Source organism: Sphingobacterium sp. UBA6317, assembly GCF_002440385.1.
GTDB classification, from domain to species: Bacteria; Bacteroidota; Bacteroidia; order Sphingobacteriales; family Sphingobacteriaceae; genus Sphingobacterium; species Sphingobacterium multivorum.
This window is the reverse complement of sequence record NZ_DJTD01000038.1, coordinates 1-25,418: the sequence shown is the minus strand read 5'-3', so window position 1 is coordinate 25,418 and position 25,418 is coordinate 1. Positions and strand designations below refer to the sequence as shown.

General features: G+C 38.8%; 26 protein-coding genes. 11 read left to right on the top strand and 15 right to left on the bottom strand.

Annotation, left to right across the window (positions count from 1 at the left end; translation table 11 throughout):
• Window positions 1-57 precede the first annotated feature (57 nt).
• The 13 genes from trpA to B3E92_RS11540 all read right to left on the bottom strand — a co-directional run bounded on the left by trpA (window position 58) and on the right by B3E92_RS11540 (window position 11,361).
• Window positions 58-819: a tryptophan synthase subunit alpha gene (gene trpA / locus B3E92_RS11600; RefSeq protein WP_286896795.1), complete on the bottom strand. Its 762-nt coding sequence runs from the start codon at window positions 817-819 to the stop codon at window positions 58-60.
• Between the two features lie 3 nt (window positions 820-822).
• Window positions 823-2,007, bottom strand: a complete 1,185-nt coding sequence (gene trpB, locus B3E92_RS11595; RefSeq protein ID WP_286896794.1) for a tryptophan synthase subunit beta — start codon at window positions 2,005-2,007, stop codon at window positions 823-825.
• Complete coding sequence (locus tag B3E92_RS11590) at window positions 2,004-2,630, bottom strand: phosphoribosylanthranilate isomerase (protein WP_286896793.1); 627 nt, start codon at window positions 2,628-2,630, stop codon at window positions 2,004-2,006. Before B3E92_RS11590 ends, trpB begins: the two co-directional genes overlap by 4 nt.
• Window position 2,631: 1 nt before the next feature.
• On the bottom strand, window positions 2,632-3,621 hold the full coding sequence (trpD, locus tag B3E92_RS11585; RefSeq protein ID WP_286896792.1) for an anthranilate phosphoribosyltransferase: 990 nt from the start codon (window positions 3,619-3,621) through the stop codon (window positions 2,632-2,634).
• Window positions 3,622-3,982: 361 nt separating this feature from the next.
• Entirely contained in the window at window positions 3,983-4,450 is a 468-nt protein-coding gene (locus tag B3E92_RS11580; protein ID WP_286896790.1) for a hypothetical protein, read from the bottom strand.
• A gap of 151 nt (window positions 4,451-4,601) precedes the next feature.
• Window positions 4,602-4,823, bottom strand: coding sequence for a DUF2795 domain-containing protein (locus B3E92_RS11575; protein WP_028072584.1), 222 nt, complete (start codon window positions 4,821-4,823; stop codon window positions 4,602-4,604).
• Window positions 4,824-4,945: 122 nt separating this feature from the next.
• Window positions 4,946-5,704 (bottom strand): ABC transporter ATP-binding protein, encoded by a 759-nt coding sequence (locus B3E92_RS11570; protein WP_286896789.1) that lies wholly within the window; start codon window positions 5,702-5,704, stop codon window positions 4,946-4,948.
• Window positions 5,686-6,477: a lysophospholipid acyltransferase family protein gene (locus B3E92_RS11565; protein ID WP_286896787.1), complete on the bottom strand. Its 792-nt coding sequence runs from the start codon at window positions 6,475-6,477 to the stop codon at window positions 5,686-5,688. Before B3E92_RS11565 ends, B3E92_RS11570 begins: the two co-directional genes overlap by 19 nt.
• 66 nt (window positions 6,478-6,543) lie before the next feature.
• Window positions 6,544-7,458, bottom strand: coding sequence for a substrate-binding domain-containing protein (locus B3E92_RS11560; protein WP_286896785.1), 915 nt, complete (start codon window positions 7,456-7,458; stop codon window positions 6,544-6,546).
• Window positions 7,459-7,463: 5 nt separating this feature from the next.
• Window positions 7,464-7,934 (bottom strand): DsrE family protein, encoded by a 471-nt coding sequence (locus B3E92_RS11555; RefSeq protein WP_286851569.1) that lies wholly within the window; start codon window positions 7,932-7,934, stop codon window positions 7,464-7,466.
• A 31-nt stretch (window positions 7,935-7,965) separates the two neighbouring features.
• The gene (locus B3E92_RS11550; RefSeq protein ID WP_286851570.1) at window positions 7,966-8,946 is read right to left on the bottom strand and encodes a c-type cytochrome; all 981 of its coding nucleotides are present in this window, start codon (window positions 8,944-8,946) and stop codon (window positions 7,966-7,968) included.
• A gap of 80 nt (window positions 8,947-9,026) precedes the next feature.
• Window positions 9,027-9,929, bottom strand: coding sequence for a LysR family transcriptional regulator (locus B3E92_RS11545; protein ID WP_286896784.1), 903 nt, complete (start codon window positions 9,927-9,929; stop codon window positions 9,027-9,029).
• Between the two features lie 61 nt (window positions 9,930-9,990).
• Window positions 9,991-11,361: a dipeptidase gene (locus B3E92_RS11540; protein WP_286896782.1), complete on the bottom strand. Its 1,371-nt coding sequence runs from the start codon at window positions 11,359-11,361 to the stop codon at window positions 9,991-9,993.
• A gap of 107 nt (window positions 11,362-11,468) precedes the next feature.
• On the opposite strand from B3E92_RS11540, the gene B3E92_RS11535 reads away from it, so the two are divergent.
• From B3E92_RS11535 to B3E92_RS11505, 7 genes are all read left to right on the top strand, one after another.
• Window positions 11,469-11,783: a hypothetical protein gene (locus B3E92_RS11535; RefSeq protein WP_139144912.1), complete on the top strand. Its 315-nt coding sequence runs from the start codon at window positions 11,469-11,471 to the stop codon at window positions 11,781-11,783.
• A 7-nt stretch (window positions 11,784-11,790) separates the two neighbouring features.
• Complete coding sequence (locus tag B3E92_RS11530) at window positions 11,791-12,342, top strand: RNA polymerase sigma factor (protein WP_070562291.1); 552 nt, start codon at window positions 11,791-11,793, stop codon at window positions 12,340-12,342.
• The gene (locus B3E92_RS11525) at window positions 12,335-12,688 is read left to right on the top strand and encodes a hypothetical protein (RefSeq protein ID WP_070562294.1); all 354 of its coding nucleotides are present in this window, start codon (window positions 12,335-12,337) and stop codon (window positions 12,686-12,688) included. The genes B3E92_RS11530 and B3E92_RS11525 overlap by 8 nt, the downstream gene beginning before the upstream one ends.
• A gap of 188 nt (window positions 12,689-12,876) precedes the next feature.
• Complete coding sequence (locus B3E92_RS11520; protein WP_286896779.1) at window positions 12,877-15,600, top strand: outer membrane beta-barrel protein; 2,724 nt, start codon at window positions 12,877-12,879, stop codon at window positions 15,598-15,600.
• Window positions 15,601-15,618: 18 nt separating this feature from the next.
• The gene (locus B3E92_RS11515; protein WP_070562299.1) at window positions 15,619-16,407 is read left to right on the top strand and encodes a GLPGLI family protein; all 789 of its coding nucleotides are present in this window, start codon (window positions 15,619-15,621) and stop codon (window positions 16,405-16,407) included.
• A gap of 253 nt (window positions 16,408-16,660) precedes the next feature.
• Entirely contained in the window at window positions 16,661-19,378 is a 2,718-nt protein-coding gene (locus B3E92_RS11510) for an outer membrane beta-barrel protein (protein ID WP_286896777.1), read from the top strand.
• 1 nt (window position 19,379) lies between these two features.
• Window positions 19,380-20,171, top strand: coding sequence for a GLPGLI family protein (locus B3E92_RS11505; RefSeq protein ID WP_070562305.1), 792 nt, complete (start codon window positions 19,380-19,382; stop codon window positions 20,169-20,171).
• 61 nt (window positions 20,172-20,232) lie between these two features.
• On the opposite strand, the gene B3E92_RS11500 is transcribed toward B3E92_RS11505, so the two are convergent.
• Together B3E92_RS11500 and B3E92_RS11495 are read right to left on the bottom strand one after the other, a co-directional pair.
• Entirely contained in the window at window positions 20,233-20,412 is a 180-nt protein-coding gene (locus B3E92_RS11500) for a histone H1 (protein WP_070562307.1), read from the bottom strand.
• A gap of 118 nt (window positions 20,413-20,530) precedes the next feature.
• Window positions 20,531-22,669 (bottom strand): S46 family peptidase, encoded by a 2,139-nt coding sequence (locus B3E92_RS11495; RefSeq protein WP_286896775.1) that lies wholly within the window; start codon window positions 22,667-22,669, stop codon window positions 20,531-20,533.
• Between the two features lie 176 nt (window positions 22,670-22,845).
• On the opposite strand from B3E92_RS11495, the gene B3E92_RS11490 reads away from it, so the two are divergent.
• The 4 genes from B3E92_RS11490 (at window position 22,846) to B3E92_RS11475 (ending at window position 25,359) form a co-directional block, all read left to right on the top strand.
• Complete coding sequence (locus tag B3E92_RS11490) at window positions 22,846-24,216, top strand: DEAD/DEAH box helicase (protein WP_070562365.1); 1,371 nt, start codon at window positions 22,846-22,848, stop codon at window positions 24,214-24,216.
• Window positions 24,217-24,222: 6 nt separating this feature from the next.
• A complete protein-coding gene (locus B3E92_RS11485; protein ID WP_286710152.1) occupies window positions 24,223-24,468 on the top strand; it encodes a hypothetical protein in 246 nt (81 codons plus the stop codon).
• Between the two features lie 105 nt (window positions 24,469-24,573).
• Complete coding sequence (gene gldC, locus B3E92_RS11480) at window positions 24,574-24,924, top strand: gliding motility protein GldC (protein ID WP_046674054.1); 351 nt, start codon at window positions 24,574-24,576, stop codon at window positions 24,922-24,924.
• 27 nt (window positions 24,925-24,951) lie between these two features.
• Window positions 24,952-25,359 (top strand): EVE domain-containing protein, encoded by a 408-nt coding sequence (locus B3E92_RS11475; RefSeq protein ID WP_070562313.1) that lies wholly within the window; start codon window positions 24,952-24,954, stop codon window positions 25,357-25,359.
• Window positions 25,360-25,418: the final 59 nt, after the last annotated feature.

Sequence of the window (25,418 nt, the reverse complement as noted above, 5' to 3'; positions counted from 1 at the left end):
ACTTTAGACCGAACTCTTATTAAAAAATTAACGCTTTGCTAATTTCTAGCCTACATATTAAGCTTTGATAGACGCAATAAATGCTGGAATCTGTGCAAGATAATCCGGTTCTTTTAGCCGTTTGACAAATGCTGTACCGATAATGGCACCGGCCGTATGCTTACTTGCTTTTTGAAAGGTAGGTTTATCGGAGATACCGAAACCAACGATCAATGGGTTTTTTAATTGAAGATCATGTATCCGCTTGAAGTAAGCTGCTGTATTGTCTCCAACATCAAGTGTTTTACCCGTCGTTGCATTGGAAGAAAGTAAATAAATAAAGCTTCTTGAAAGGCTGTCTATTTTTCTGATTCGTTCTTCAGAAGTCTGTGGTGTTACAATGAATATATTTGCAATCCCATTTTTCTCGAACGTCTCTTTGTAAAGTTCTTCGTATTCATCCATGGGTAGGTCTGGTATAATGACACCGTTCACGCCTACATTCTTACATGCTTCACAGAATCTTTCAACACCAAATTGGAGCACTGGATTAAAGTAACCCATCAAAAATACGGGGATGCTGACATGTTTGCGGAGGTCAATCAATTGATCAAACAGTTTTTCTACGGTCATGCCATTCGCCAAAGAAACTTCTGAACTGTGCTGAATGACAGGTCCATCCGCCACTGGGTCGGAATAAGGAAACCCGATTTCCAAAAAATCCGCGCCAGCTTCTTCCAATTTCTTTGCAATACTTATTGTGCTGTCCAATGTTGGATATCCAGCGGTAAAATATATCGATAAAAGGGGAGTACCTTCTTTTTTTTCAATTGTATTCATGCCTTAAAAATCAAAGTATTTCATATAATTATCTAGATCCTTGTCACCACGTCCAGAAAGACAGACAACGACAGTCTCATTACCTTTAAAAGGTATTTTTTCCAAATAAGCCAGTGCGTGAGAACTTTCAATAGCTGGTATGATACCTTCTAGTCGCGTAAGCTCAAGACCGGCCTGCATCGCTTCGTCGTCGGTCACACTGACATAGTTACCTCTTCCAGATTTGAATAACCAAGCATGTTGAGGGCCAATACCGGGGTAGTCAAGCCCTGCTGATATGGAGTAAGGTTCAATGACCTGGCCATCCGCTGTTTGCATCAGTATAGATCGGCTTCCATGTAAAACCCCCTCTTTTCCTAATGCTGTTGTCGCAGCGGATTCGCCTGAATCAACACCGTGGCCAGCTGCCTCTACGGCATACAATTGAACCGATTCTTCATCGAGGTAATGATAGAACATACCTGCCGCATTGGAGCCTCCACCGACACAGGCCAATACGATATCTGGATTTTCTCTTCCTGTTTTTGTCAAGAGCTGTTTTTTCGTTTCTTCAGAAATAATCGACTGAAAGCGAGCAACCATATCGGGATAAGGGTGTGGTCCCACAACAGACCCAATGATATAATGGGTGTCGACAGGGTTGTTGATCCAATCTCGCAAAGCTTCATTGGTGGCATCCTTTAGCGTTTTGGAGCCCGATGTCGCGGGAATAACTTCGGCACCCATCATTTTCATCCGTGCTACATTTGGAGCTTGACGTTGAATATCAACTTCTCCCATGTACACTGCACATTGTATACCTTTCAGCGCACAAACGGTAGCTGTGGCAACGCCATGCTGTCCTGCGCCTGTCTCGGCAATGATGCGCTTTTTACCCAAGCGTTCCGCCAATAGAATTTGGCCAATGGTATTGTTGATTTTATGCGCTCCGGTATGGTTAAGGTCCTCCCGTTTTAAGTAAATCGTAGTTCCATATTTTTCAGAAAGACGCTTGGCATGATATAATGGAGAAGGACGTCCGACATAATCGCTGAGCAGTTGGTTAAATTCCTCTTGAAAGCTCTCTTCTTCGATAATTTTGAGATATTCTTCACGTAGCTCTTTCACATTTGGATAGAGCATCTCAGGGATATAGGCTCCTCCAAAGGGACCATAATATCCTTTTTCATTGACTTGATATATACTCATTTTCTAATAGTATTTATACTTTGGCTTAATAGCTCAATATCTTTTAAGCCGGGTTCTACTTCAAATTTTGAATTTAAATCCAGTGCATATAGCCGTGGATCATTTCTTTCTAGCGCTGTTTTAATATTTTCGGGATCTAAACCGCCGCTGAGAAAATAGGGGGTGGTAAGTTTGTATTGGTCCAATAGGGACCAGTCAAATTGCACTCCTGTACCACCATAGGAACTACTTTTTGTATCAAATAAAAAGTAGTCTACAATTTTAGCGTAAAGATCCAGCTGTATCCAGTCAAAGTTTTGATCGACTCCGAAGGCTTTCACGATGCTAACTGCTGATTTTTCTTTCAATTCAAGACAGAATTCTGCAGATTCATTTCCATGCAGTTGAATTGCATTTAATTGGAATTCAGTTATTTTATCTAGAATTTCTGAAAGGCTGGCATTAACGAAAACTCCGACCTTACTTAGGCTGTCAAGGCCCTTAATGTGTGAGGAGGAGCTTTGACCAACATAACGTTTGGATTGATCATAAAATATAAATCCCATATAATCGATGCCCAGGGAGGCTACAGCGGTTATATTGTCGGGATATTTCATGCCACAAACTTTTACTTTGATCGCCATTTTATTTTTTGATTAGTTTTTGGAAACTGCGCAAAGCTTTACCTCCCATCAATGAACTTTCTGCTTCATAAAAACAGTCGCCAAAAGTTTTTTCGGGGTTAAAGGTCTTAATTGCAAATGCGGCGTTGGTCAAAACAACATTGTTCTGCACATCTGTACCCTGATTGTTCAATATAGATAAGAATGTCTGGGCCGCATCTGCTATCGTTTCACCTCCCGTCAACTCCTGAGCTGAGACTGGGGTAAAACCAAGTTCTTCCATGTTGTAGTAATTCTCTCCTTGGTTGTTGATTACTTTAAAATCACCGGTCATGGATATTTCATCATAACCGTCTAAGGCATGAATAATGGAATATTGTTTGTTGGTGTTTTGATATAGATAACCATACAGTCGCGCTAATTCTAAACTAAATACGCCAACGGACTGAAATCTGGGATTGGAAGGATTTGTCAATGGTCCCAGCATGTTAAAGAAAGTCTTAACACCCAATGCACGACGTATCGGGGCAACGGTTTTCATGGCAGGGTGAAACAATGGTGCATGTAGGAAACAGATATTGGCTTCATCAAGCTGGCGTTGTAGTTCCGACTTGTCGTTACTGAACTGATAGCCTAAATATTCCATGACATTGGATGAACCACAGCTCGAAGATACCCCGATATTACCGTGTTTGGCGACATGGTAACCAGCTCCAGCGGTGACAAAAGATGCTATTGTCGAGATATTGAAGGTATTTTTACCATCCCCACCTGTACCGCAAAGGTCAATTAAATCATAACCGTTAAAATCCAGCTTGAGGCATAAATCATACATCGCATCTCTAAACCCGCCAAGCTCTTCAACGCGAATACTGCGCATACCATAAGCTGTCATAAATGCCGCAATTTGGTGACTGTCATATTTGCCCATGGCAATGTTGGTTAGAATCTCGTAGGCCTCTTGCCGAGAAAATGTCTTGTATTCAAATAAATGCGCTAAAATTTCTTTCATGGTAATTTAAATAAAAAAAGGGCTTACCTTATTTAGGCAAGCCCATCATATCTTGACGTATTAATCAAATAATGCAATAGGAGTTTGCCACAACGTTATTCGTTGTGCCACCACCAAGCTTTATTTGATACAGTTGTTATCATTGTTATTTTTATTAATACAAATATGGTTGATAGAATTATAAAATGCAAGTGTTTTTATTGAAAAATTTTTAAGAAAGCATCATTGGCTTAATATTGCTCACAAATATACCGTAAAATAAAACTTGATAAGCGTGCATTTATGTAAGCCTGAGCGTGATATTTAAGGGTTATAAGAGCAAGGATCTGATAAAATGGGGGCGATGAAAACAAGATGAAAACTAATAGAATACAAAATGCGCTTTATTGTTGCCTTTGGAGACTAATGTAAAAGATGCAATTTTCTTATCACGAATGACTGCCGCAAATACAAAACGCTTGAGGTATTTGACAAAGTAGACTTGTTGTGGATCGATACCTTCGAGATCGATATCACTGGTTTCTTTTCTTCCAGCTTGAGCAAAGCTAAGATATTCCAGTTGGTTGATATCCTTGCTCTGTACATTTATCCTGATTTCATCGATGCTAGCCAATAGGTATTCCTGTAGATCTTCGTCCAATTTTTTTGATGTTATGAGGTCTTGGCTTAGAATTATATCAGTAGCTAGATCTGGATCATGTAAACGTTGAACAAATCTTTTTAAAACAGCAACATAGTCATTGGGAGTTTGTTGTTCCTGAGCAAATAGGCCTTGGCTGAGTAAACAGCCAATAAACATGAGCAACACTAACTTTAATTTAATTTTCATACCTGTAAGACTTGTCTTCATCAAAATGGATTAAAACTCTGGAATAAAAACCTTCGTGAGCTTATGGATATAAACCGTACTGAGTTGTTTCCGCAAAGAGGGGGATGCCTTTAATAAAAAACGCCTTTTGAATAAAGGCGTTTTTTATTTTTTAGTATTCATCTTCATTGAAGAAGAAATCGTCTTTTGTTGGATAGTCGGGCCAAATTTCTTCGATATTTTCATATGGCTCACCATCGTCCTCAAGAGATTGTAAGTTTTCAATCACCTCAACAGGTGCACCCGAACGAATAGCGTAATCGATTAATTCATCTTTTGTTGCTGGCCATGGTGCATCTTCTAGATGCGAAGCTAATTCTAATGTCCAATACATATAAAAACAATTTAAGTTCTCTATTTTCGCAAAACTATCATTTAATTTAACTTAAGCAAGTAAATCACGTGTTATTTTTGCCGTATTAATGTAAGTCGTTGATTGATAGCGTTATAATATTTTTAGATATTCTCAAAGTCACTTCCCTTTTCGTTTAACGCATTCAGTCTTGGTGACACGGATTTGATGTCGGGGTTTGGATAATCATTTTCGATCAAGCCATCTCGCATGCGTACAATGCGATGTGCATGTAATGCGATATCCTCTTCATGTGTCACTAGAATAATGGTATTGCCTTTGGAGTGAATTTCTTCCAGTAGGCCCATAATTTCAATGGAGGTTTTGGTGTCAAGGTTTCCTGTCGGTTCATCGGCAAGTATAATGGAAGGATCGTTGATCAATGCCCTAGCAACAGCAACACGTTGTCGTTGTCCTCCTGAGAGCTCGTTAGGCCTATGATCCATACGATGTCCTAGGCCAACACTTTCCAATGCCGCTGTGGCTTTTTCCTCCCGTTTAACCTTACCATAACCTGCATAAATTAAGGGCAGAGCAACGTTCTCAAGTGCTGTATTTTTTGGTAGTAGGTTAAAAGTTTGAAAGACAAAACCAATTTCTTTGTTCCTTACTTCGGCGAGTTCATCTTCCGTCATGTCACTGACATTAATCCCGTTGAGGATGTATTCTCCTCGGCTAGGCGTGTCCAAACAACCGAGAATATTCATTAACGTGGATTTGCCCGATCCTGAAGGTCCCATTAAGGCAACAAATTCTCCTTTGTGGATGTTGAGAGTAACAGAGCTTAAGGCATGAATTGTTTCCGCACCAATTTGGTATTCTCTGGCAATATCCTTGATTTCGATTAAGATCTTTCCTGACATATTTTTTGGAGGTTCTCTAGGTTATGAAAATACGATTTATTCTTCATAATCCAATAGGAATGCATTTTGTCATATACAACTTTTTCTAGTTCTGATGCATTATCATCGTTAAAATCTTTTGTCTCTATGGGATTGAATACATGTATTTTAACTATTCCCGGCCGAGATCCTCTTTTCGAACCGTCATCGAAAAAGATATCCCAGGCATTTTCTATGATAATGGGTACTGCGGGAACGTCATTTTGAATAGCGATTCGAAAGGCTCCGGATTTAAATGCGTGAATCTGCGGCGGAAAACTATCGTCGATTTTTCCTTCTGGAAAGATGACCACACTTCTGCCATTTCTGACGAGTTCATTGGCACGTTGGAAGGCCTTGAAAGAAGATACTTTACTTCTTCTTGTGACCGGGATATCTATTGTTTTAAAAAAAATACGTGTAACCGGATTTTTAAGCAATGAAGCTTTTCCGATAAATGAAAAAGGAGCTGGGCACAAATAGGTGAGGGCTGTTATATCCAAGACCGAAGTATGATTGGGACACAATACCATGGAACGGTTCCAATCTATTTTTGATTCATAGCTCACCTTAAAAAATACACCAGCTAGGGCCGAACCACCAACTGATACCCAGCGTCGCATACGGGCGATTCGAGCATAGTTTTTTTCGGGACGTCGTGCTAGAAAATAGATGTAAGGGAAAAACAGAAGAAAAACAAGTAGAACGCTGATAAAATACCAATACCGATGGAGTTTTTTGAGCAATAGGATCATACAAGTCAACTAATTTTGACCTAAAGTAAAGAAAGAAAATGGATAATTAATTATCCATTTTCTTTTTTAGTCTACTGTGAAACCATATTTCTTGTAAATATTCTTGGCTGTTGGCGAGTCCATGAATTTTAAAAAGTCATCTGCAGCCTGCGTATGGGGTGCGTTTTTAAGCTTTGCAGCAACGTAAGTTGCCGTAGTATTTTGCGCATCAGGAATGGTGATCCCTTCAACTGGATGGCCAATTAGTTTTTGGTAAACGACTTCAGAAGCCCAAACGGGAGCCGCATCGGCCTGTCCATACAATATTCGCATGGGGCTTTCGCGATGGTGGATCTTGGTCAGATAAGTGCTGCCATCTTTGACCTTATCATCCATGATTTTCGTGACGAGTTGTTCGCCCCCGGCTTTTTTATAAGATGCTTTGATCTGCTCGCCAATTCCTTCCCATTGGGGATTGGGCATGCTGATACGAACTTTGTCATTCCCCAGGTCATTCAATGTTCTGATATTAGCGGGATTTCCTTTTGGAATCATCAAACAGATATTGTTGTAGCAATAAACCTGTGTATGGCTGAAGTAATCTGCCATCTCGTTGATCGCTCGTTTGCTCGCTGTGTAAATATCGGGCTTATGCGTAATACGTAGATTGCCTATCGTGATTGATCCGCCTTTAATCTGTTTAGCTAAAATGCCCGGCGGCAGGGTTTCAACAAAAATACGTTCGTATTGTGGGTATTCTTTTTTGAATGATGCAAGTAGATCATCGACAACCATAAATTGATTGCCAGCGAAAAAGACAGTAAGCTGCGGATTCTCGATATCACCATATAAATCTGGAATATTGTCTATCCCGGGTACCGTAAAATTTAGAGCCGATTCTGGTGGATTATTCCAGGGGGGATCAAAACGATGTTCTTGTGCCTTAATTTCCTGCGCTCCCAATAATGCTATAGTTAGACCAAGCAGTAGAAAATTTTTCATTATACTTATGGTTTAACGATAACCCAACCTTCATTTGCTCTTAAGATTAATTCACCATTTCCGCTAGGAACATAGCCTATAAAATCAAATAGTCCTTCTTTGGCAATATGTTTCTCTTCCAACGTATTCAGGCACTGTGCTACGATAACGCCTTTCTCGACGAGGTCTTTCAAAGGTTTCTCATATTGGCTGTTCTTTTTTAGGTAAGCTTCGGTACCACCGGAAAATGCAACCAACTCAATCTGTAAGTGTCCTTTTAACCGTGGGTCTTTCAAAACATTGTTAATATTACGGATTGCTTTTTCAATTGTTTTTGGATCATTGCTGTCCAGCTGATAAATGGCTTTATACGCTTTTTTCTTAGCAACGGCACCGCTATACTGATGGTTATTGAGCAACAATTTATTGTCCTGTGCTTTCGCTTGAATAGTCATTATCGCTACTAAAATGCAAGCGATTGTAAATTGTTTTTTCATATTTATTATTGATTTAATGGGGAATTTATGTTTAAAAATTAAAAGGTCCGAGTTTATGTTGTTCTATACTAACGTTATCGGCATAAGGTGGATAGGGGCTATCTTTGGGTTTTTTGCTTAGATTAGGATAGTCCAATTGCTTGTTTGTTTTTTGAGGTCTATCGAAAGAATTGATATATGCTGCGACATCATAGGCCTCGTCGTCTTTCAATTGAGGTGCATCATAAGTTGCGCCTAAAGGCATATTAGCTTTGATAAAACGAGCCGCGGTAAGCAATCGTGCCATTCCAGCACCATCATTGTAGCTGTCTTTTCCCCATAAGGGTGGATATTGATATCCTTTTCCCGCTGTTTGTGGTAGCCCCTGACCATCCTTTCCATGACAACTTGTACATTTATTCTCAAAGACCAATTGACCATGTTTCAGGTCCGCAGCACGGTTGGGAATATCCATTTTTATAAATCCTTGGCCTGCCAACCGACCTTTATTAACTGTATTTATGCTGATGTTTTTAATATAGGTGATAATGGCTCTCATTTCCTTGCTATTTTCAGGAATGGCTCGGCCGTTCATGCTTCTCTCAAAGCAACCGTTGATGCGCTCTTCAAGTGATTCAACCTTATTTTCTCGTCCAATATAGGTTGGAAAGACATTGGTGAGCCCGACATAAGGGGCGGCAAAAGCCTTTGTGCCTCCATTGAGATGGCAGCTGCTGCAGGCAAGCTTGTTCCCGATTTTGACCTCCCCATCATAGAAATAATCGTATGTATTTTTGATTAGCTTTTCACCATAACTGGCCATTTTACCTTCGGGATTATCTTTGAATGAGATTTCCTTAAATTGGGAAACGTGCGTAATAAGCGAGTCGTTGCGCATTTCAAGAGAATCTGTTTGCTTTTTGTTTTCCTCATGTTTTAGTGGAAATACACATAAGGTCGTACATGTAATAACCAATGCTACAATGATCCAGCTGAGTGCCTTTAAATAATCTGTTAGTTTTTTATATTCCATTACGCTAATTCATTTGTACAAATCTAGCCGCCTCAAATCTGGAATTAAAACGAAGTTTGTTTATGAGATATAACATTTGGTTATAACTTGAAGTTTTGCCGCAAACAGAATTGCAGAAACTGGTTGGGCGTACCGGCAAGGCCTCCATATAAATGGGTAAAATAGAAATAACGTTCTATTGTCAATTGTGGAATATCAACAATGGTCAATAGATTATTTAACACTTCTTTTTGCACTGTATGAATAGATAAAAAAGCAAAGCTGTTGCGACGAGCAAGGTAGCCTTTGATACTCTCTGTTGAAGGCAAGATCATTTCTATCTGTACTTCGGATAGATTAATGCTTTTATCTTTTAGTGCATTCTCAATAATTGTTCGTGTACCTGAGCCCTGCTCGCGTAGTACCAAAGGTAAGCGCGTGATATCGGATAATATTGGATTTTTTAATTGAGCTAATAGTGGGTTTTGGCTATTTGTGACCAGAACTAGCTCATCCTTCATAAAAGGAATGTATTTCAGCGCCCGGTTGTCGGTAGACCCCTCCGTGATACCTAAATCCAATGTTTTGTCGATAAGCTGCTCCTCAATACTGCGGCTATTGGATTGAAAAGACTGGATACGGTTGTTGGGATATTGGGATAGAAAATCGGCAAGCAGAGCAGGTAAAACATATTGGGAGATGGTTGTGCTGGCTCCTAAGACCAGATTTCCTTTTCGCACTTCCTGCAACTCCTGTATTTCTTGGCCCGCCTGATTATACAGATTGATAATCTGTTGGGCATATTTATAGAGAATTTGACCTGAATCGGTTAAATTAAGATTGTTGCCCTTTCTTTCGAAGAGTGGTACGCTAAGTTTCTTCTCTAGTTCTTGGATGTTTTTGCTTACGGCTGGTTGTGAGATGAAAAGGGCCGAAGCCGTTTTGGTGAAATTAAGGTGCTGAGCCGCAGTGTAAAATACAATTAAACGAAAATCAAAATCCATAAAACGATAAAGGGTTATTTCTAAAATTTAAAAATAACCCTTTATCTAATGAAAAACTAAATTATTTGCTTAGTTCCGCGTAATATTTATGAAATAAAGGAATTGTTGATATTCCCATAAGGTAATTCTCAATACCATACTTTTCATTGGGAGAGTGTAGGTTGTCACTATCTAGTCCGAAGCCTAAGAGTACAGTCTTTAAACCCAATACTTCTTCAAAAAGAGCGACGATTGGAATTGAACCACCACCACGCGTTGGGATAGGTTTAACACCAAAGGTGTCATGTAGGGCTTTTTCTGCCGCTTTGTAAGCAACACTGTCGGTCGGTGTGACGACAGGTTCACCACCATGATGAGGTTTAACTTCTACTTTCACATAATCTGGTGCAATAGATTCAAAATGTTTTTTGAAACGCTCCGTAATACGGTGAGAGTTTTGGTTTGGTACAAGACGCATGGAGATTTTTGCATTCGCTTTTGAAGGCAATACTGTTTTGGCGCCTTCACCGATATAACCACCCCAAATACCATTTACTTCTAAGGTTGGGCGAATACCGGTGCGTTCTAATGTTGTGAAACCTTTTTCTCCCCAGATATTTTGGATACCCAGGTCTGTTTTGTATTCTTCAATGTCAAAAGGTGCTTCATTTAATGCTTTGCGTTCTTCGGCAGTCAATTCGACAACATCATCATAAAATCCAGGGATAGCGATATGATTGTTTTCGTCATGTAATGATGCAATCAGTTTTGCTAATATCGTCGCCGGATTGGCTACTGCTCCACCATAGACACCGGAGTGTAAATCTCTATTAGGCCCCGTAACTTCAACTTCAACATAAGAAAGGCCGCGTAAGCCAGTTTCTAAAGAAGGTTGCTCCATGCTGATCATCGAGGTATCAGAAATAACGATAACATCTGCTTTCAGCCTTTCTGTATTTTCTTTAACAAACGTGCCCAAATTGACTGAGCCTACTTCCTCTTCACCCTCAATCATAAATTTGATGTTACATGCTAAAGCATCATTTTTAATCATGTATTCGAAGGCTTTTACATGCATATAAAACTGACCTTTATCATCGGCAGAACCACGTGCATAAATTTTGCCATCACGGACCGTCGGTTCGAAAGGAGGGGTATCCCACAGCTCGTAAGGATCAGCAGGTTGTACATCGTAATGACCATATGTCAACACTGTAGGAAGTGCCGGATCGATAATTTTTTCTCCATAAACGATTGGATTACCAGCGGTAGGACAGACTTCTACATTGTCCGCTCCGGCTTCACGCAATTTCTGAGCAACAAAGTCAGCAGTTTTTTCCACATCTCCTTTAAATTTAGGATCGGCACTTACTGATGGTAAACGCAATAAATCAAACAACTCATCTAAAAAACGTTGCTTGTTTGCTTCTACATATTCTTTAATGTTTTGCATATTGTTTGTGTTTGAAACAAATTTACACAAATCGACACATTTAACTCAATTTGTTGTAACCTTTTCGGGAATAGCCGTGACTAATGTAAAAACTAATTCAAATAATTATGGAAAAGCAATCAGTAGCAGCCGTTTTGGGCGTCGGATTATTTACGTGTATTACCTTGTGTGTTTATTTTATTATGCGTTATCGAAGTGCCACAGTACACCTACCTAGCGAAAGTAGGAAAAAGGAGTCTTTGGATTGGCAAAAACCAGGAATTTTGGTCCTTGGTATCGGAGTAGGCCTGTTCATTGTCGGGATTTTGGATAACTATATCAATACAGACTTGCCAGATTCACTTGCCGTAGCAATTTTGATTATTTCTGCAGGAGTTGCGATGATAATTGCTAACCGATTGGATAAAAAACGCGATATTTAACCCGCCAATGGATGAAATCTATATTCGAAAAGTTCTGTCAGGTGATGTGGAGTCTTATCGTTATTTTATAAAAACGTATAAGGATATGGCATTTTCTGTCGCTCTTTCTATTGTGAAGGAAGAGCATTTGGCAGAAGATGCCGTTCAGGATGCATTTATAAAATGCTATCAATCGCTGTCTTCCTTTAAAGGGAAATCTAAATTTAGTACCTGGTTTTACCGGATTGTGGTGCATGTGGCTTTTAATGCCGTTCGACATAAGAAACTGGACCTGGTCAATTTTGATCTTTCCCACCATGACACATCGCATGAGGATTCTGTATTGGATGAAATAATCGCGCATGAAAGAAAAGAAATGATCAACGATGCACTCACTATCCTGCCCGCCCGGGAGTCTGTTGCATTACGTTTATTTTATTTAGAAGAACAGTCTATGGATGAAATTCAGGAAATTATGGGCTGGACATTGGCAAATACAAAAGTGATCTTACACCGGGCCCGTAAAAATATGCAGATCATCTTGAGTCAGTTAATTAAAAAAGCAGAGTATTATGGATAAGCAGCAGGAAAAATTCAGAAGGGTTATGCAAATGAGCAAAATAGAAATGCCATTCGACGATTTTGAACAACGGATCATGGGCAGCATCTTAGCGCTTGAGAAAGATAAAGAAAAAGCCTTGTCAAATAAAAAGTATGCGATTACATTTTTTCTCCTTGGGACTGTTTGCGGAATCCTGTTAAATAATTATCTGATGGCCAAAATTGAAGTTGCAGATATAACCACGGATCTTAAAAATTATAGTGCGATAGCTTGTCAAATATCTTTTGCCCTATTGATATGCTTCTTTTGTCTGCAGTTGTGGCGGTTGATCAATATGCAACAGAAAAAACATTATCAAGTCTAGCAAAAAATCTTTTTTTGAGTAAAGGTATAGGACCTGAGTTTTTGTACAAAGGACTTCCTATTTCGTTCAAATAGTGGGGGCGTGGGCCAAAATTAGTTTTTTTAGAAATAAAATTAAATTTACTGTAACAAAACATTGGTTTTATCTACTAATGTTATATTGATATTAATTTACTATCCAACAATTTTATGAAAAGAGTTTTACAAATGCTCTTATTTTTCATTTTTGCTATTCCTGGTCTGGCTTTGGGTCAATCCAAGATTGCTGGAAAAATAAGTGATGTAAAGGACCAACTAAAGTTATCAGACGCAACAGTTATGCTATTGACTGCTAAAGATTCTATATTAACAGGCTTTACCCGGTCTGATGAAAATGGTCTATTTTCCTTAGCCAAGCCCGATACAGGATCTTATGTGCTTATTGTGAGTTACCCTAAGTATGGTGATTTTTATACGGAGATCCAATCCGGTGTGGATTATTCCAAATTGGCTATTGGTCTAACAAACACAGCTACATTATTACAAGAAGTCATCGTTACGGGCCGTATCCCAATCACCATTAAAGGTGATACCACTGAATATGACGCCGGCAGTTTTAAAGTTGAGAAGAATGCCAAAGTTGAAGACCTGTTGAAAGCTTTGCCCGGCATCACGGTTGATGCATCTGGAAAGATTACTGCACAAGGTAAAACAGTCAAAAAAGTATTGGTAGACGGCGAGGAATTTTTTGGCGATGATCCAACGCTGGTAACGCGCAACATCCGATCGGATATGGTGGATAAAGTTCAGGTTTACGAGAAAAAATCCGAGCAGGCAGAGCGAACAGGAGTGGATGATGGTCAGCGTGAGCAAACTATCAATGTAAAGCTAAAAGAAGGCTCTAAAAATGGCATGTTCGGAAAAGCGCTTCTTGGTGGTGGAACCGACGACTACTATATGGGGCAATTGATGTTGAACAAGTTTAAGGGTTCGCAAAAAATATCAGTTTATGGGCTTTTCGGTAATAATGGTACCACGAGCATGAACTGGCAGGATGCCCAAAAGTATGGTGGTGATTCAGGTGTATCCTATGGTGATGACGGATCGATGAGCTGGTCTAATTTTACGGATCCTTTTTCTGGACAAGGAGTTATTGGTGTACCTAAAGCCATAAATTCGGGCGTTAACTTCTCGGATAAATTTGATAAAGATAAACATACAGTCAACATTAACTATAAATACGGAAGATTGAGCAGTGATGGAAATGATGAGACGATTACAACAGGTTTGATCAATAACAAATCGGTGAAGAATATAGATTCCGAAAATGACCAGCATCGTGCGAATCTGAAATATGACCTGAAATTAGATTCGTTAAATCTCCTAACCATACGAGGTGGAGCATCAAGAAAGAATCTTTGGTCAGATAACAAACGTGAAGCTTATCAGTTTGGCCAAAACGCAGACACAACCATTGCCGAGAATACAAGGGAATTGGTGAAAAATAATATCAACGAGTTCAATTTGAGTACCTATTTTACCCATAAATTCAAGAAAAAGGGACGTTCTTTTACATTTGATGGTCAATGGAAAAGAAATGAAATGAAAGGTACTGGGCATTTAAATTCTGACCTGAGAAATTATAGCTTAAAAACAGATTCAACTACAGATCAAAGTAAGGTACGTAACAATACAAGTGATGTGCTAAGCGCTTCAATTTCCTATACCGAACCTTTGTCCAAAATTTGGAACCTTGTTGTGGGAACTGGAATTGAGCAAAGTAATAGTAGTTCCATCGTGGAGTCTTTCAATAAGGATGGAGAGGGAAATTACACGCAATTGGATCGTCGTTTCAGTAATAACTATGATTTTGATAGAAGCAGCAATAGGTACAAATTGGCTATAGTCCATACAACTGAAAAATTTAAGTTCACTGTGGCTAATAATTTCAATAATGACAAATTGAAACAGTTCAATAACTATACAAGCGAGGGGATTACAAGAAGTTACTTTACTTACAATCCAAATGTAAGTGCAGGCTATTCCTTTACAAAAACTAAGGGGTTATGGATGAATTATACCGGTAAAAATCAATTGCCTTCTTTGAGCCAGATCCAACCGATATTAGACAACTCAGACCAGATTAATCGCTATTTGGGAAATGAAAATTTAAGACCATCGTTTAGAAACTCATTAAATCTGAACTATAATTCGTTCCGTGTGTTGACCGGGAATTACGTGTATGTCGGCGGTAATATTTCTACCGAAAGAAACCCGATAACACAAAATATTGATACATTGAACGGGATCAATACATATACTTGGAATAACGTTGAGGGTAAGACCAATACTTCCCTGAACGTATGGTCTGGAGTTTATTTCAAATTGAGCAAAAAACTTGGCCTGTCCAACTCGCCACAGTTTTATGTGAATATGAGTGATAATTATAATATGTTCAATCACCAATTGAATAAAGTAAATACGACGAACTTTAATTTTACGTATAATTTTAAAAGAGATACCAAGACAGGTTTAAATTTTGACCTGAACTTTAGTCCACAATATCGTTTGATGAAATCAAGTTTGGAACGCAATACCAATAGCAATGGTTTCGTATTCGCGTCCAACGGAAGTGTGGAGTACTTCTTTAACAAAACATTTAAGGTTTACACGAATTATACCTACTCCTACGAGGCAGCGACCAAAGCTTTTGATGAGAAGTTTGAGCAGTTTTTGTTGCATCCGGGCGTAAGCAAGAAATTCTTGAAAAATGAATCGTTGGTGTTGGATTTTATGATCAATGATGTTCTTAACCAAAACAAGGGCTTTAGTCGTTCGGCATCGACTTCTGTCTTTACGCAACGTCGATATGATACGATACGCAGATATTATATGCTTAAACTATCATGGGATTTTACAAAAATGTTTTTATAAAATATTAAGCGAAATACAATGTTAAAATATATCTTTTTTCTCTTCTTCTGTTGTTCAGCCTTTGGTCTTAAAGCACAGTATACGTTGTTTGGTCGATCGGGAACTATTTCCTACGATAAGACGATGTATATGAAGAATATCGTAAGTAAAAAATTCATCGCTAAAGCCGATGATAACTCAAAACAATTTTTTGAGCGTATAATACCGAGATTACCAGAAAGTGCCGTGTTAAAGAAGTCTATGAAATTTAATACCACGGAGACTTTGTTTGAGTCGGTAAAAGACGAGAGCCTGGATGCGGAGATTAAGCAGTATATTATGATGCTTGCGCTAGACTTTGATGCATCCACACTTTCAAATATGTCCAACCGATCTTTTTTGAGATACAATGATATTGTAGGTGAAAAAATTATTGTTCAGGATTCCATGAAGCGTATCAAATGGAAAATCACCGATGAATACCGTGAGATCGCTGGGTACAATTGCAGGAGAGCCAATGGTATTACACCGGATTCCATTTATGTCATTGGATATTACTGCAATGAAATTCCGATCAGTGGTGGCCCAGAGTCCATCAATGGTCTCCCCGGAATGATTTTAGGCTTGGTTGTACCTAGTCAGCACGTTTCCTATTTTGCAACAAAAGTTGAACTCAGCAACACCGTAGTGATGGACAAAAAGAAATTCGAGAATACCAAAGTCAAACGAATGACAAGAAAGGCCATGACAGATCAGATTACAAGTGTGCTGTCTCAACACATGAATAAAGAAACTGTTCAATTTATTATGGAACTTGGCAATTTATAAAGATCACAGCATGCTGTTTATACAATATGTTGCATATTTCTAACTGTTTAGATAAAAAAGCTCTTCAAAAGAAGAGCTTTTTTTATGATTTTTAGTTTGTATTGCATTGTTAGTCAATTGTTTGTTTTATTTTTTAATACCTTTTTATTGATTGTATTTTTTTTGGGATAAACTGAAATTAACTGAAACAAAATATTAGTTTTGTGCACGAATTTTATTATTTATATAATTATATACTATCCAAAACCATATTATGAAAAGAGTGGGGCAACTACTTTTACTTCTTTTATTCTGTTTCTGCGGAATAGTTCATGCTCAATCGCGAATTGAAGGAAAAATCAGTGATGTAAAGGATCAGCTTAAGCTGCATAATGCAACAATTATGTTGTTAACTGCCAAAGATTCTATTTTGACCAATTTTACCCGTTCAGATGAACAAGGTAAGTTCTCTCTTGAGCGACCAGATACGGGACAATATTTTATCATTGTAACCTATCCGAAGTATGGTGAATATTACGCGGAGATCTTGCCAGGGCACCATTACAATAACCTATCTATTGGAATGACCAGCAGCGCAACCTTGCTGGAGGAAGTCATTGTAATGGGACGGGTGCCCATTAGTATCAAGGGGGACACAACGGAATATGATGCTGGAAGTTTTAAAGTGGAAAAGAACGCCAAAGTTGAAGATTTGTTGAAAGTCTTACCTGGGATTACCGTCGATGCCTCTGGAAAAATTACTGCCCAAGGAAAAACAGTGAAGAAAATGCTTGTTGACGGGGAAGAGTTCTTTGGTGACGATCCCATTTTAGTAAGCCGGAATATTCGTTCTGATATGGTTGATAAAATTCAGGTTTATGAAAAGAAGTCTGATAAAGCTGAGAAAACAGGAATTGATGACGGTGAACGTACACAGACAATCAACGTGAAACTAAAAGAGGAAGCTAGACGCGGAATATTCGGAAAAGTTGATGTCGGTGGAGGTAGCGATAAATTCTACGCTGGACAGGGCTTTTTGAACTATTTTAATCAATCGTTTAAAGCTTCGGCTTATTTGATTGCAAGCAATACCGGGAAGACCGGTCTCAGCTATGATGAAGTGAATAGTATGGGGGGAGATTACGATGGCGGTGATAATTTTAATGGCGAAGGTATTCCCAAATCCTTGAATACAGGATTTTTATATTCGGATAAAACCGCTAACAAAAAACATGCTTGGCGGATCGACTATAAGCATATCCGATCTGATGTTGATCTGGATCGCAGTGTGTTTACGCGCAATGCGGCACGCGACACGATATTGACTAGCAATAGCAGCACATTGGCGTCAAATGAGAACAGAAAGCATAATATTGGTTTGAAATATGAATTTAAGGTCGATTCCATGTCGGATTTAACGGTCTGGGCAGGTGCAAACAAAAGACATGATAATAGTTCTTCAGAGACACAATCAACTACTGTAAATCAATTTGATCAAAAGATCAACGATAACATGCGGAAGTTTACGAACGATTCTAAGTCAGAACAGTATAATGCCTCAGCACTCTATGTAAGACGTTTTAAAAAGAAAGGCCGTTCGTTATCATTCAACTATTTTACATCAGGTAATAAACAGGATGGTGAGCAAGATTTGTTTTCTAAACTCAAATTTTACAAAGAAGGGAATGCTGAAAGAGATTCGACTCTCGACCAGAAGAAATTTGTGAAAAACAGCTCTTTTTCCACGGGCGGTGAATTCGCTTATTCCGAACCGATTTCAAAAAAGATGATCCTTTCTTTTGAATATGGATTGAATCTCAACAGAAATAACAACGCAGTTAGATCTTTCGATAAAAATCAGCATACCGGTACTTTTGATAGGCTAGATAGTTTGTATAGCAATGATTTCTTATATAAAACGATAAAAAACACCTATAATTTCGCAATTAATTATAAACCCCTGGAAAAGCTAGTGATCAATGTCTCGAATAAGTTCGAAAACAGTAATCTGTCACAGTTAAACCGGATGGAAAATTCGAGACTCTCACGATCTTTTTTTGTCTATAATCCGGTGGCTAATGTTAATTATGAAATACAAAAAAATAAATCGATCAATCTGGAATATCAGGGTACCAATGGTTTGCCTTCTTTGAATCAGATCCAGCCACTCCGGTCGAATTTGGACCCTTTGAATGAATATCTAGGTAATGAAAATTTGAAACCCTCCTACACCAATAATTTGAATCTAAGCTTTAGAACGTATTCCGTATTGGAAGATAAGTTTATAGGTATATTTTTGAGTGCCTCACGTACCAACAATGCTTTGGTGCAAAATACAACGATTGATTCATTGGGCAAGACGACATTTGTCTGGGGAAATTTGAATCATAACAGCAATAATCAAATTAGCATCAGGCCAATGTATTACGGCAAATTATGGAAAAAAATTCAATTGAGACATGGTGGCGGTCCATCGGTATCTTTCAGCAACAATTATAACTATGTCAATACTGTTTCGGCGAATGCCAAAGTGCAGCGTTATGCGATCAATTATAGTCTACAGCGATCGACCACCAAAGGCTTGGACTTTGGTATTGAATTGTCTCCAGGATATCTTATACAAGACAATTCCATCGGTGCAATGGAAGATAGTAAGGGATTTACGTTTTCATCTGAAGGAAACCTAAAGTATTTTCTTCCGGCTAAATTTATTGTGCGGGCAGATTTTAGCTATACGTATCAGGCACCCACGGCGGTGTACAGTAAAAAATTTGAACGATTTGTGCTGAGCCCTGCATTGTCAAAAAAATTCCGAAAAGATGAAAAGCTCGAATTGACCTTTATGGTTAATGACCTCTTCAAACAGAATGTGGGTTTTGACAGAAGTCAAAATGGAACACTACTGACCGAACGCCGATACAATACAATCAGTAGATATTATATGGTTAAGCTCACTTGGGAAATAAATAAAATGCTCGTAAAATCGAAATAAAATGAAAGATATCAAAAATTTACTCGTCCTATTGCTGTTCTTTTTCTGGGGAGCTACAGCTGTTGGACAATATGCTTATTTTCCTACACAAGGAACAATTACGTATGACAAGACTGTGTTTCTTAAAAACCTCCTCAAACGCTATGCAACTTATGCAAAAGACGAGGATACACGAAACTCCATCAAAGAAATGATGGGGCAGATTCCCGAAAATCAGGTGTTGAAAAAGAAACTGACCTTCTCCAATGATGAGGTGCTCTATGAGCATATTGCTGAAGAGTATTCGGACGTTGTTAGTGGCTTGATGCGCTCTGGAATTTTTGAGTCGGGGATAAGTGGCTATCAGAATCTGAAAAGTAAAGCCTTTAATTCTGTCTTTGAGTTAGGCGGGGAAAGGGTTGTCGTGGCGGATTCGACATTGAAGATCAAGTGGAAAATTACGAATGAGTACCGTGAAATTGCAGGTTATCCCTGCCGCAGGGCCAATGGACTTGTATTGGATTCCATCTATGCCGTTGCTTTTTATACGGATCAAATCCCTGTTTCGGGAGGTCCTTCGGCCTTTAATGGACTACCGGGAATGATCCTTGGTTTGGCCGTTCCGGAACTACATTACAATATGTTTGCGACGAAGGTGGAATTGGGCGCTGTAAATCCTTCATCGGCAACATTGTTAAAGAAGAAAGATAAACCCTTGACCAGGCAGCAGGTTTATGATAAACTGAAGTCCTCTTTCGGTGATTACCTGGGTATTAAGATTTATAATTTGGTGATGGCCTGTACATTTCTGTAGCAGCCAACAAAAAAGGCCTTTCATTTGAAAGGCCTTTTTTATGTCTAACTTCGAAAAAAAACTATTTTCCGTCGTTTTTCTTAGCAGTAACTTCGTTACGAAGTTCTTGTGCTAAGGTTTTGATTTCTTGTAATCCTTTACGTACACGTGTACCAGCTGCAGAATTACCATTGTTGAAGAACTTGTCTGCATCAGCTTCGATAGAAGCTACTAACTCTTTTAATTTTACGTAGTTTTCCATTTTTTTATAATTATAATTTTAGTTTTTATGGTTTTTCCTAAACACTCCTTAAATATACAAAAACGAATCAAATAGAAAATAAATTTCGTTTTTTTTTATCGAAAAAGCTTAAAAAAAACTATTCAACAATCTTAAGTTCGTCAATAATGTTACTTGCACCTGCAAATTTATCGATGATAAATAATACATAACGGATATCAACTGAAATTGTACGTTGTAGCTTATGGTCGAAGATCACATCACCAGCCATTGCTTCAATGTTACCATCAAAAGCTAGGCCAATTAATTCACCGTTGCCATTTATCACTGGTGAACCTGAGTTTCCGCCTGTTATGTCATTGTCACTTAGGAAGTTTACTGGTAAATGTCCTTTTTTGTCCGCATAGCGACCATAGTCCTTATTATTGTACAGATCCATCAAACGCTGTGGCAAATCAAACTCCTCGTCGCCCTTTTTGTATTTTGCAATAGTACCTTTTAACGTCGTGTAAAAGTTCTTGTCAGCATCGTTACGCGGGTCTTGTGGTAAGCCTTTGATCGAGCCGTAAGTTAAACGTAAAGTACTGTTCGCATCCGGATAGAATTTACCTTTTGGATTAGAAGCCAATACACCAGCAACATATTTGCGATAAGCACCTTCAAATTTGTCGTCTTGTGCTTTCCAGCTAGGATCTACTTGACGGTATCTGTTAAGTAGGGCCGAAGAAAGTTTATACAATGGATCATTGGCTAAGATTTCAGCGTTAGGGGTAGCCAGATAATTGTTCAAACGTTCCGCTGAAGCGAAGATGCTGTTCTTCACAGATTCTTTGACATACGCCGTAAAATCGCCATTGTTTTTAGCCGCCAATTCTGCAATATATGGTGCAATATTTCCTGCTTTTTTAGCGTAAAGATTCAATTCGTCAATCAATACCTGCTCTTCAAGCGGCATATACATTTTTTCATAACCTGCATCGATGGCCGACTTTAAACGAGGAAGAATAGCATTTCTTCTTGCTTCATCTCCAGCAGCATAAACTTCTAAACCGGATCCGATTGTATACGGTAACGCTGCCATTGCGCTAGAACGCAGCATGCCCATTAAATAATTGTCATGTCTAGCTTTCTCGTTTGTCGAAGCATAAAATTCGTTGATTGTTTTGATGACATCACCGTACTCTGCTTTGTTAGCAGCTTTATTTGCCCATTTGTCAAATTTAGCTTCGTCTTTTGCTTTCGCTTCCGCCGTTTTATGTAATGTCAAAGCGTCAATCATTCCTTGACGGTTTTTCCAGTAATTCGCTACTTGAGAGTATTTCGAAGCGTAGTTCAATTTGACTGCCTGGTCTTGGTCCATGAATTTTTTCATGGCATCCATACCTGTTTTAGAAGCTTCTACCCAAGCTGGATAAGCGAATTTAACATTTTGGTTGATGCCACCAGAAGGCATCCAACGATTGGTGCGACCTGGATATCCTAAGATCATTGCAAAATCTCCTTCTTGAACACCTTTTAAGCTGACAGGTAGGAAATGTTTTGGTTTCAAAGGAACATTATCTTGTGCATACTCTGCGGGATTCCCATTTTTATCAGCATATACGCGGAAAATCGAGAAATCTCCGGTATGACGGGGCCATTCCCAGTTATCGGTATCACCACCAAATTTACCGATGCTATTTGGAGGCGTGCCCACCAACCGAACGTCATTGTAATCTTGGTATACAAAGTAATAGTACTCATTGCCTTGATAGAACGATTTTACTTCAACCACATACTTGCCATTTTCGCTATTTTCCTTTTGGATTTTAGCAGTCTCAGCAGCAATGATCTTTTTACGTTCATCTTCAGACATTTTGTTGTTGACCAAACCTAAGATTCGTTTTGAAACATCATCCATACGCACAAAAAAGCGAACTGATAGAGACTTAGGTTTTAACTCTTCATTTTTGGATTTGGCCCAAAAACCATTTGTTAAATGATCATTTTCTGGTGTAGAAAGTTCTGCAATAGCACCATATCCACAGTGATGGTTGGTGAATACCAATCCTTGATCAGAAACGATCTCAGCGGTACAGCCACCATTGAATTGTACGATTGCATCCTTTAAGCTCGAGTGGTTAATGCTGTAGATTTCTTCGGCACTTAAGCGAAGTCCTTTTTTCTGCATATCTGACTCATTCAGACGCTTTAGATACATTAAAAACCACATTCCCTCATCGGCAAATGCAGCAAAGCTTGTTGTGATGAACAACAAACACATCCATAATTTTTTCATATCAACCTGATAAAAAGTTTGTTTATACGGTACAAAAATGCTTTAATTCTCTTAAAAACCAAAATATTAGACTTTATAATATGCTTTTTGCCAATTTTTATGTCAATTGAAAGTAAATGTGTACCGTATTGATTGTCAAGGAAAGTCAAATGGACTCTTTTCCTTATCTTTGCAAGATGCAGCAATCATTTGAAAATTTTAAATTCAATAAACAGATCTTAAATGCGATAGCGGAGGCGGGGTATCAACAACCGACAGAGATCCAGGAAAAGGCAATTACGCCAATATTGGCCGGGCAGGATGTGATGGGTATCGCTCAGACTGGAACTGGAAAAACGGCGGCGTTCGTTTTGCCCATGCTGATGAAGCTAAAGTATGCTCAGGGAAATGATGCGCGTGCGTTGATTTTGACACCAACGAGGGAATTGGCCATGCAAATCGAAGAAAATATTAAACTGTTTTCTACTTATCTTGATTTGCGTTCAGTGGTACTTTATGGTGGATTAGGGCCAAAAACTCAAATAGAAGCACTCGAAAAAGGAGTGGATATTATCGTTGCAACTCCGGGTCGATTTTTGGACCTGTACCTGGAAGGACATATTGGCGTTAAGTCACTTAAATTTTTGGTCTTAGATGAGGCCGATAAGATGATGGATATGGGTTTTATCAGTAAGATCCATCGCGTGCTTGAAATTGTGCCACGCAAACGGCAGAACTTACTGTTCTCAGCAACAATGAGTGAGCTTGTCCGCAAAATTGCAGGTGATTTCTTAGCATTTCCGACGGTTATTGAAGTGTCCGAACAAGCTACACCAGCGAAGACAGTAAGCCAGGCGCTCTATATCGTTCCCAACCAAAAGACAAAATTGAATTTACTTCAACATCTCCTAAAAGATGATGAAGCGTTTAGCCGATTGATCGTTTTCTGTAAAACAAAGCAGGTAGCAGATAATGTTTTCCACTTTTTGGAACGCAAATATGGTAAAGATGAGGTTCGTGTTATTCATGCCAATAAAGGCCAGAACACGCGCATCAATTCTATTAATGCATTTAAGGAAGGAAATATCCGGATTTTGGTCGCAACGGATGTGGCGGCGCGAGGACTTGATGTTTCTAATGTAAGCCATGTGATCAACTTTGAAGTACCTATTGTTATTGAAGATTACGTACATCGTATTGGACGTACCGGGCGAGCGTTCAATGAGGGGGACGCCATCACGTTCTGTAATGAGGCCGAGAAATATTATGTTCGCAAAATCGAAAAATTGATCAAGCAAAGTATCCCTGTGCACGCACTCCCAGAGGATGTCTTTATCGAGAAAACACCTTTTCATGAAAAACAGGATATTGCGCGCGAGATTGATAATCAAAAGCGAAAAGATGATCCTGATTTCCAAGGTGCTTTTCACGAGAAAAAATACGTTATCAAACAGAAAGAAGTGCGCGAGGCACAACGAGCTTCGGGATTTAAACCAAGAGCAAAAAGTAAAAGTAAATCTGCAGGTGGAAAATCGGGGGGAGCAAATCGTAATTTTAAAAAACGTTAATTTATTGTGCGCTTTACACCACTAAATATCGCTAGTGCATGCCTTGTTGCCTGGTTTGTTATGGAAAACCCCAATGATGAAAAGGCCTTATTTACATGGGGTGCATTTATCCTATTGTTGTTGATATTGACCGTCATTGATATTGTATTTCGGGTCTTTGTAAAGCCAAATAAAAAAATGTGGTTATTACAATTGGCATTTTTGATAGTCGTTTGTGTCACCAGTTTAATTGTTAAAGTTACCTTTGGGTAAAAGGTAAAATTTAAAAATAAAGACGAGTTAGGTTGTAAATCGATGACAAATATAGTCTCTGTTTCAAAAAACATAGCTCAATAAAAATAGCTCAATAATATTAAAATGAAAAAAGCTGAAATAAAATTACAGGTAGCGTTAGATGAAAACAACGTGCCTGAAAATATCATGTGGTCGTCTACAGATGGAAATAATGCAGAGGAATTACCTGCAAAAGCCATGTTTTTAGCCCTATGGGATTCACATTATAAAAATTCAATGCGTATCGATCTTTGGACTAAAGATATGCCTTACGATGAGATGAAACGTTTTTTCTACGAAACACTTCAAACATTGGGCGACTCCTTTATCCGTTCTTCAGGCGGTGATCCAATGGCAGAAAAGGTTATTGGCGACTTGCGTGATTACTGTGCGCATTTTGCAGATAAAATGGAAGTTTTAATGCCACAACAATAGTTTTAAACGCTTAACAGAAATTTGACCATGCAATACTTCTTAGTAAAATCTGAACCATTTAAATATAGCTGGGAACAATTTAATAAAGATGGCCGTACATTTTGGGATGGTGTTCGTAATTACCAAGCTAGGAATAATATCAAAGCCATGAAAGAAGGTGATTTGGTCCTGTTCTACCATAGCAATGAAGGAAAAGAAGTTGTCGGCGTGGCCAAAGTCGTCAAGGAATTTTATCAGGATCCGACAACAGATGACGAGCGTTGGGTCGTTGTGGATCTGGCACCTGTAGAGACGCTGAAGAAATCCGTTACGTTGGAAACCATTAAGGCTGATGCGCAGTTGCAGGATATCGCTTTGGTCAGACAGGGGCGTCTGTCTGTGATGCCGTTGAAGCCGGAGGAGTTTGATCGGATTTTAGCGCTCGGTAACGGGTAAACTACCGCAAATAAATAAACCCAGTGTATGGGGATATAACAAAAAAGAAGCTGTCTCAA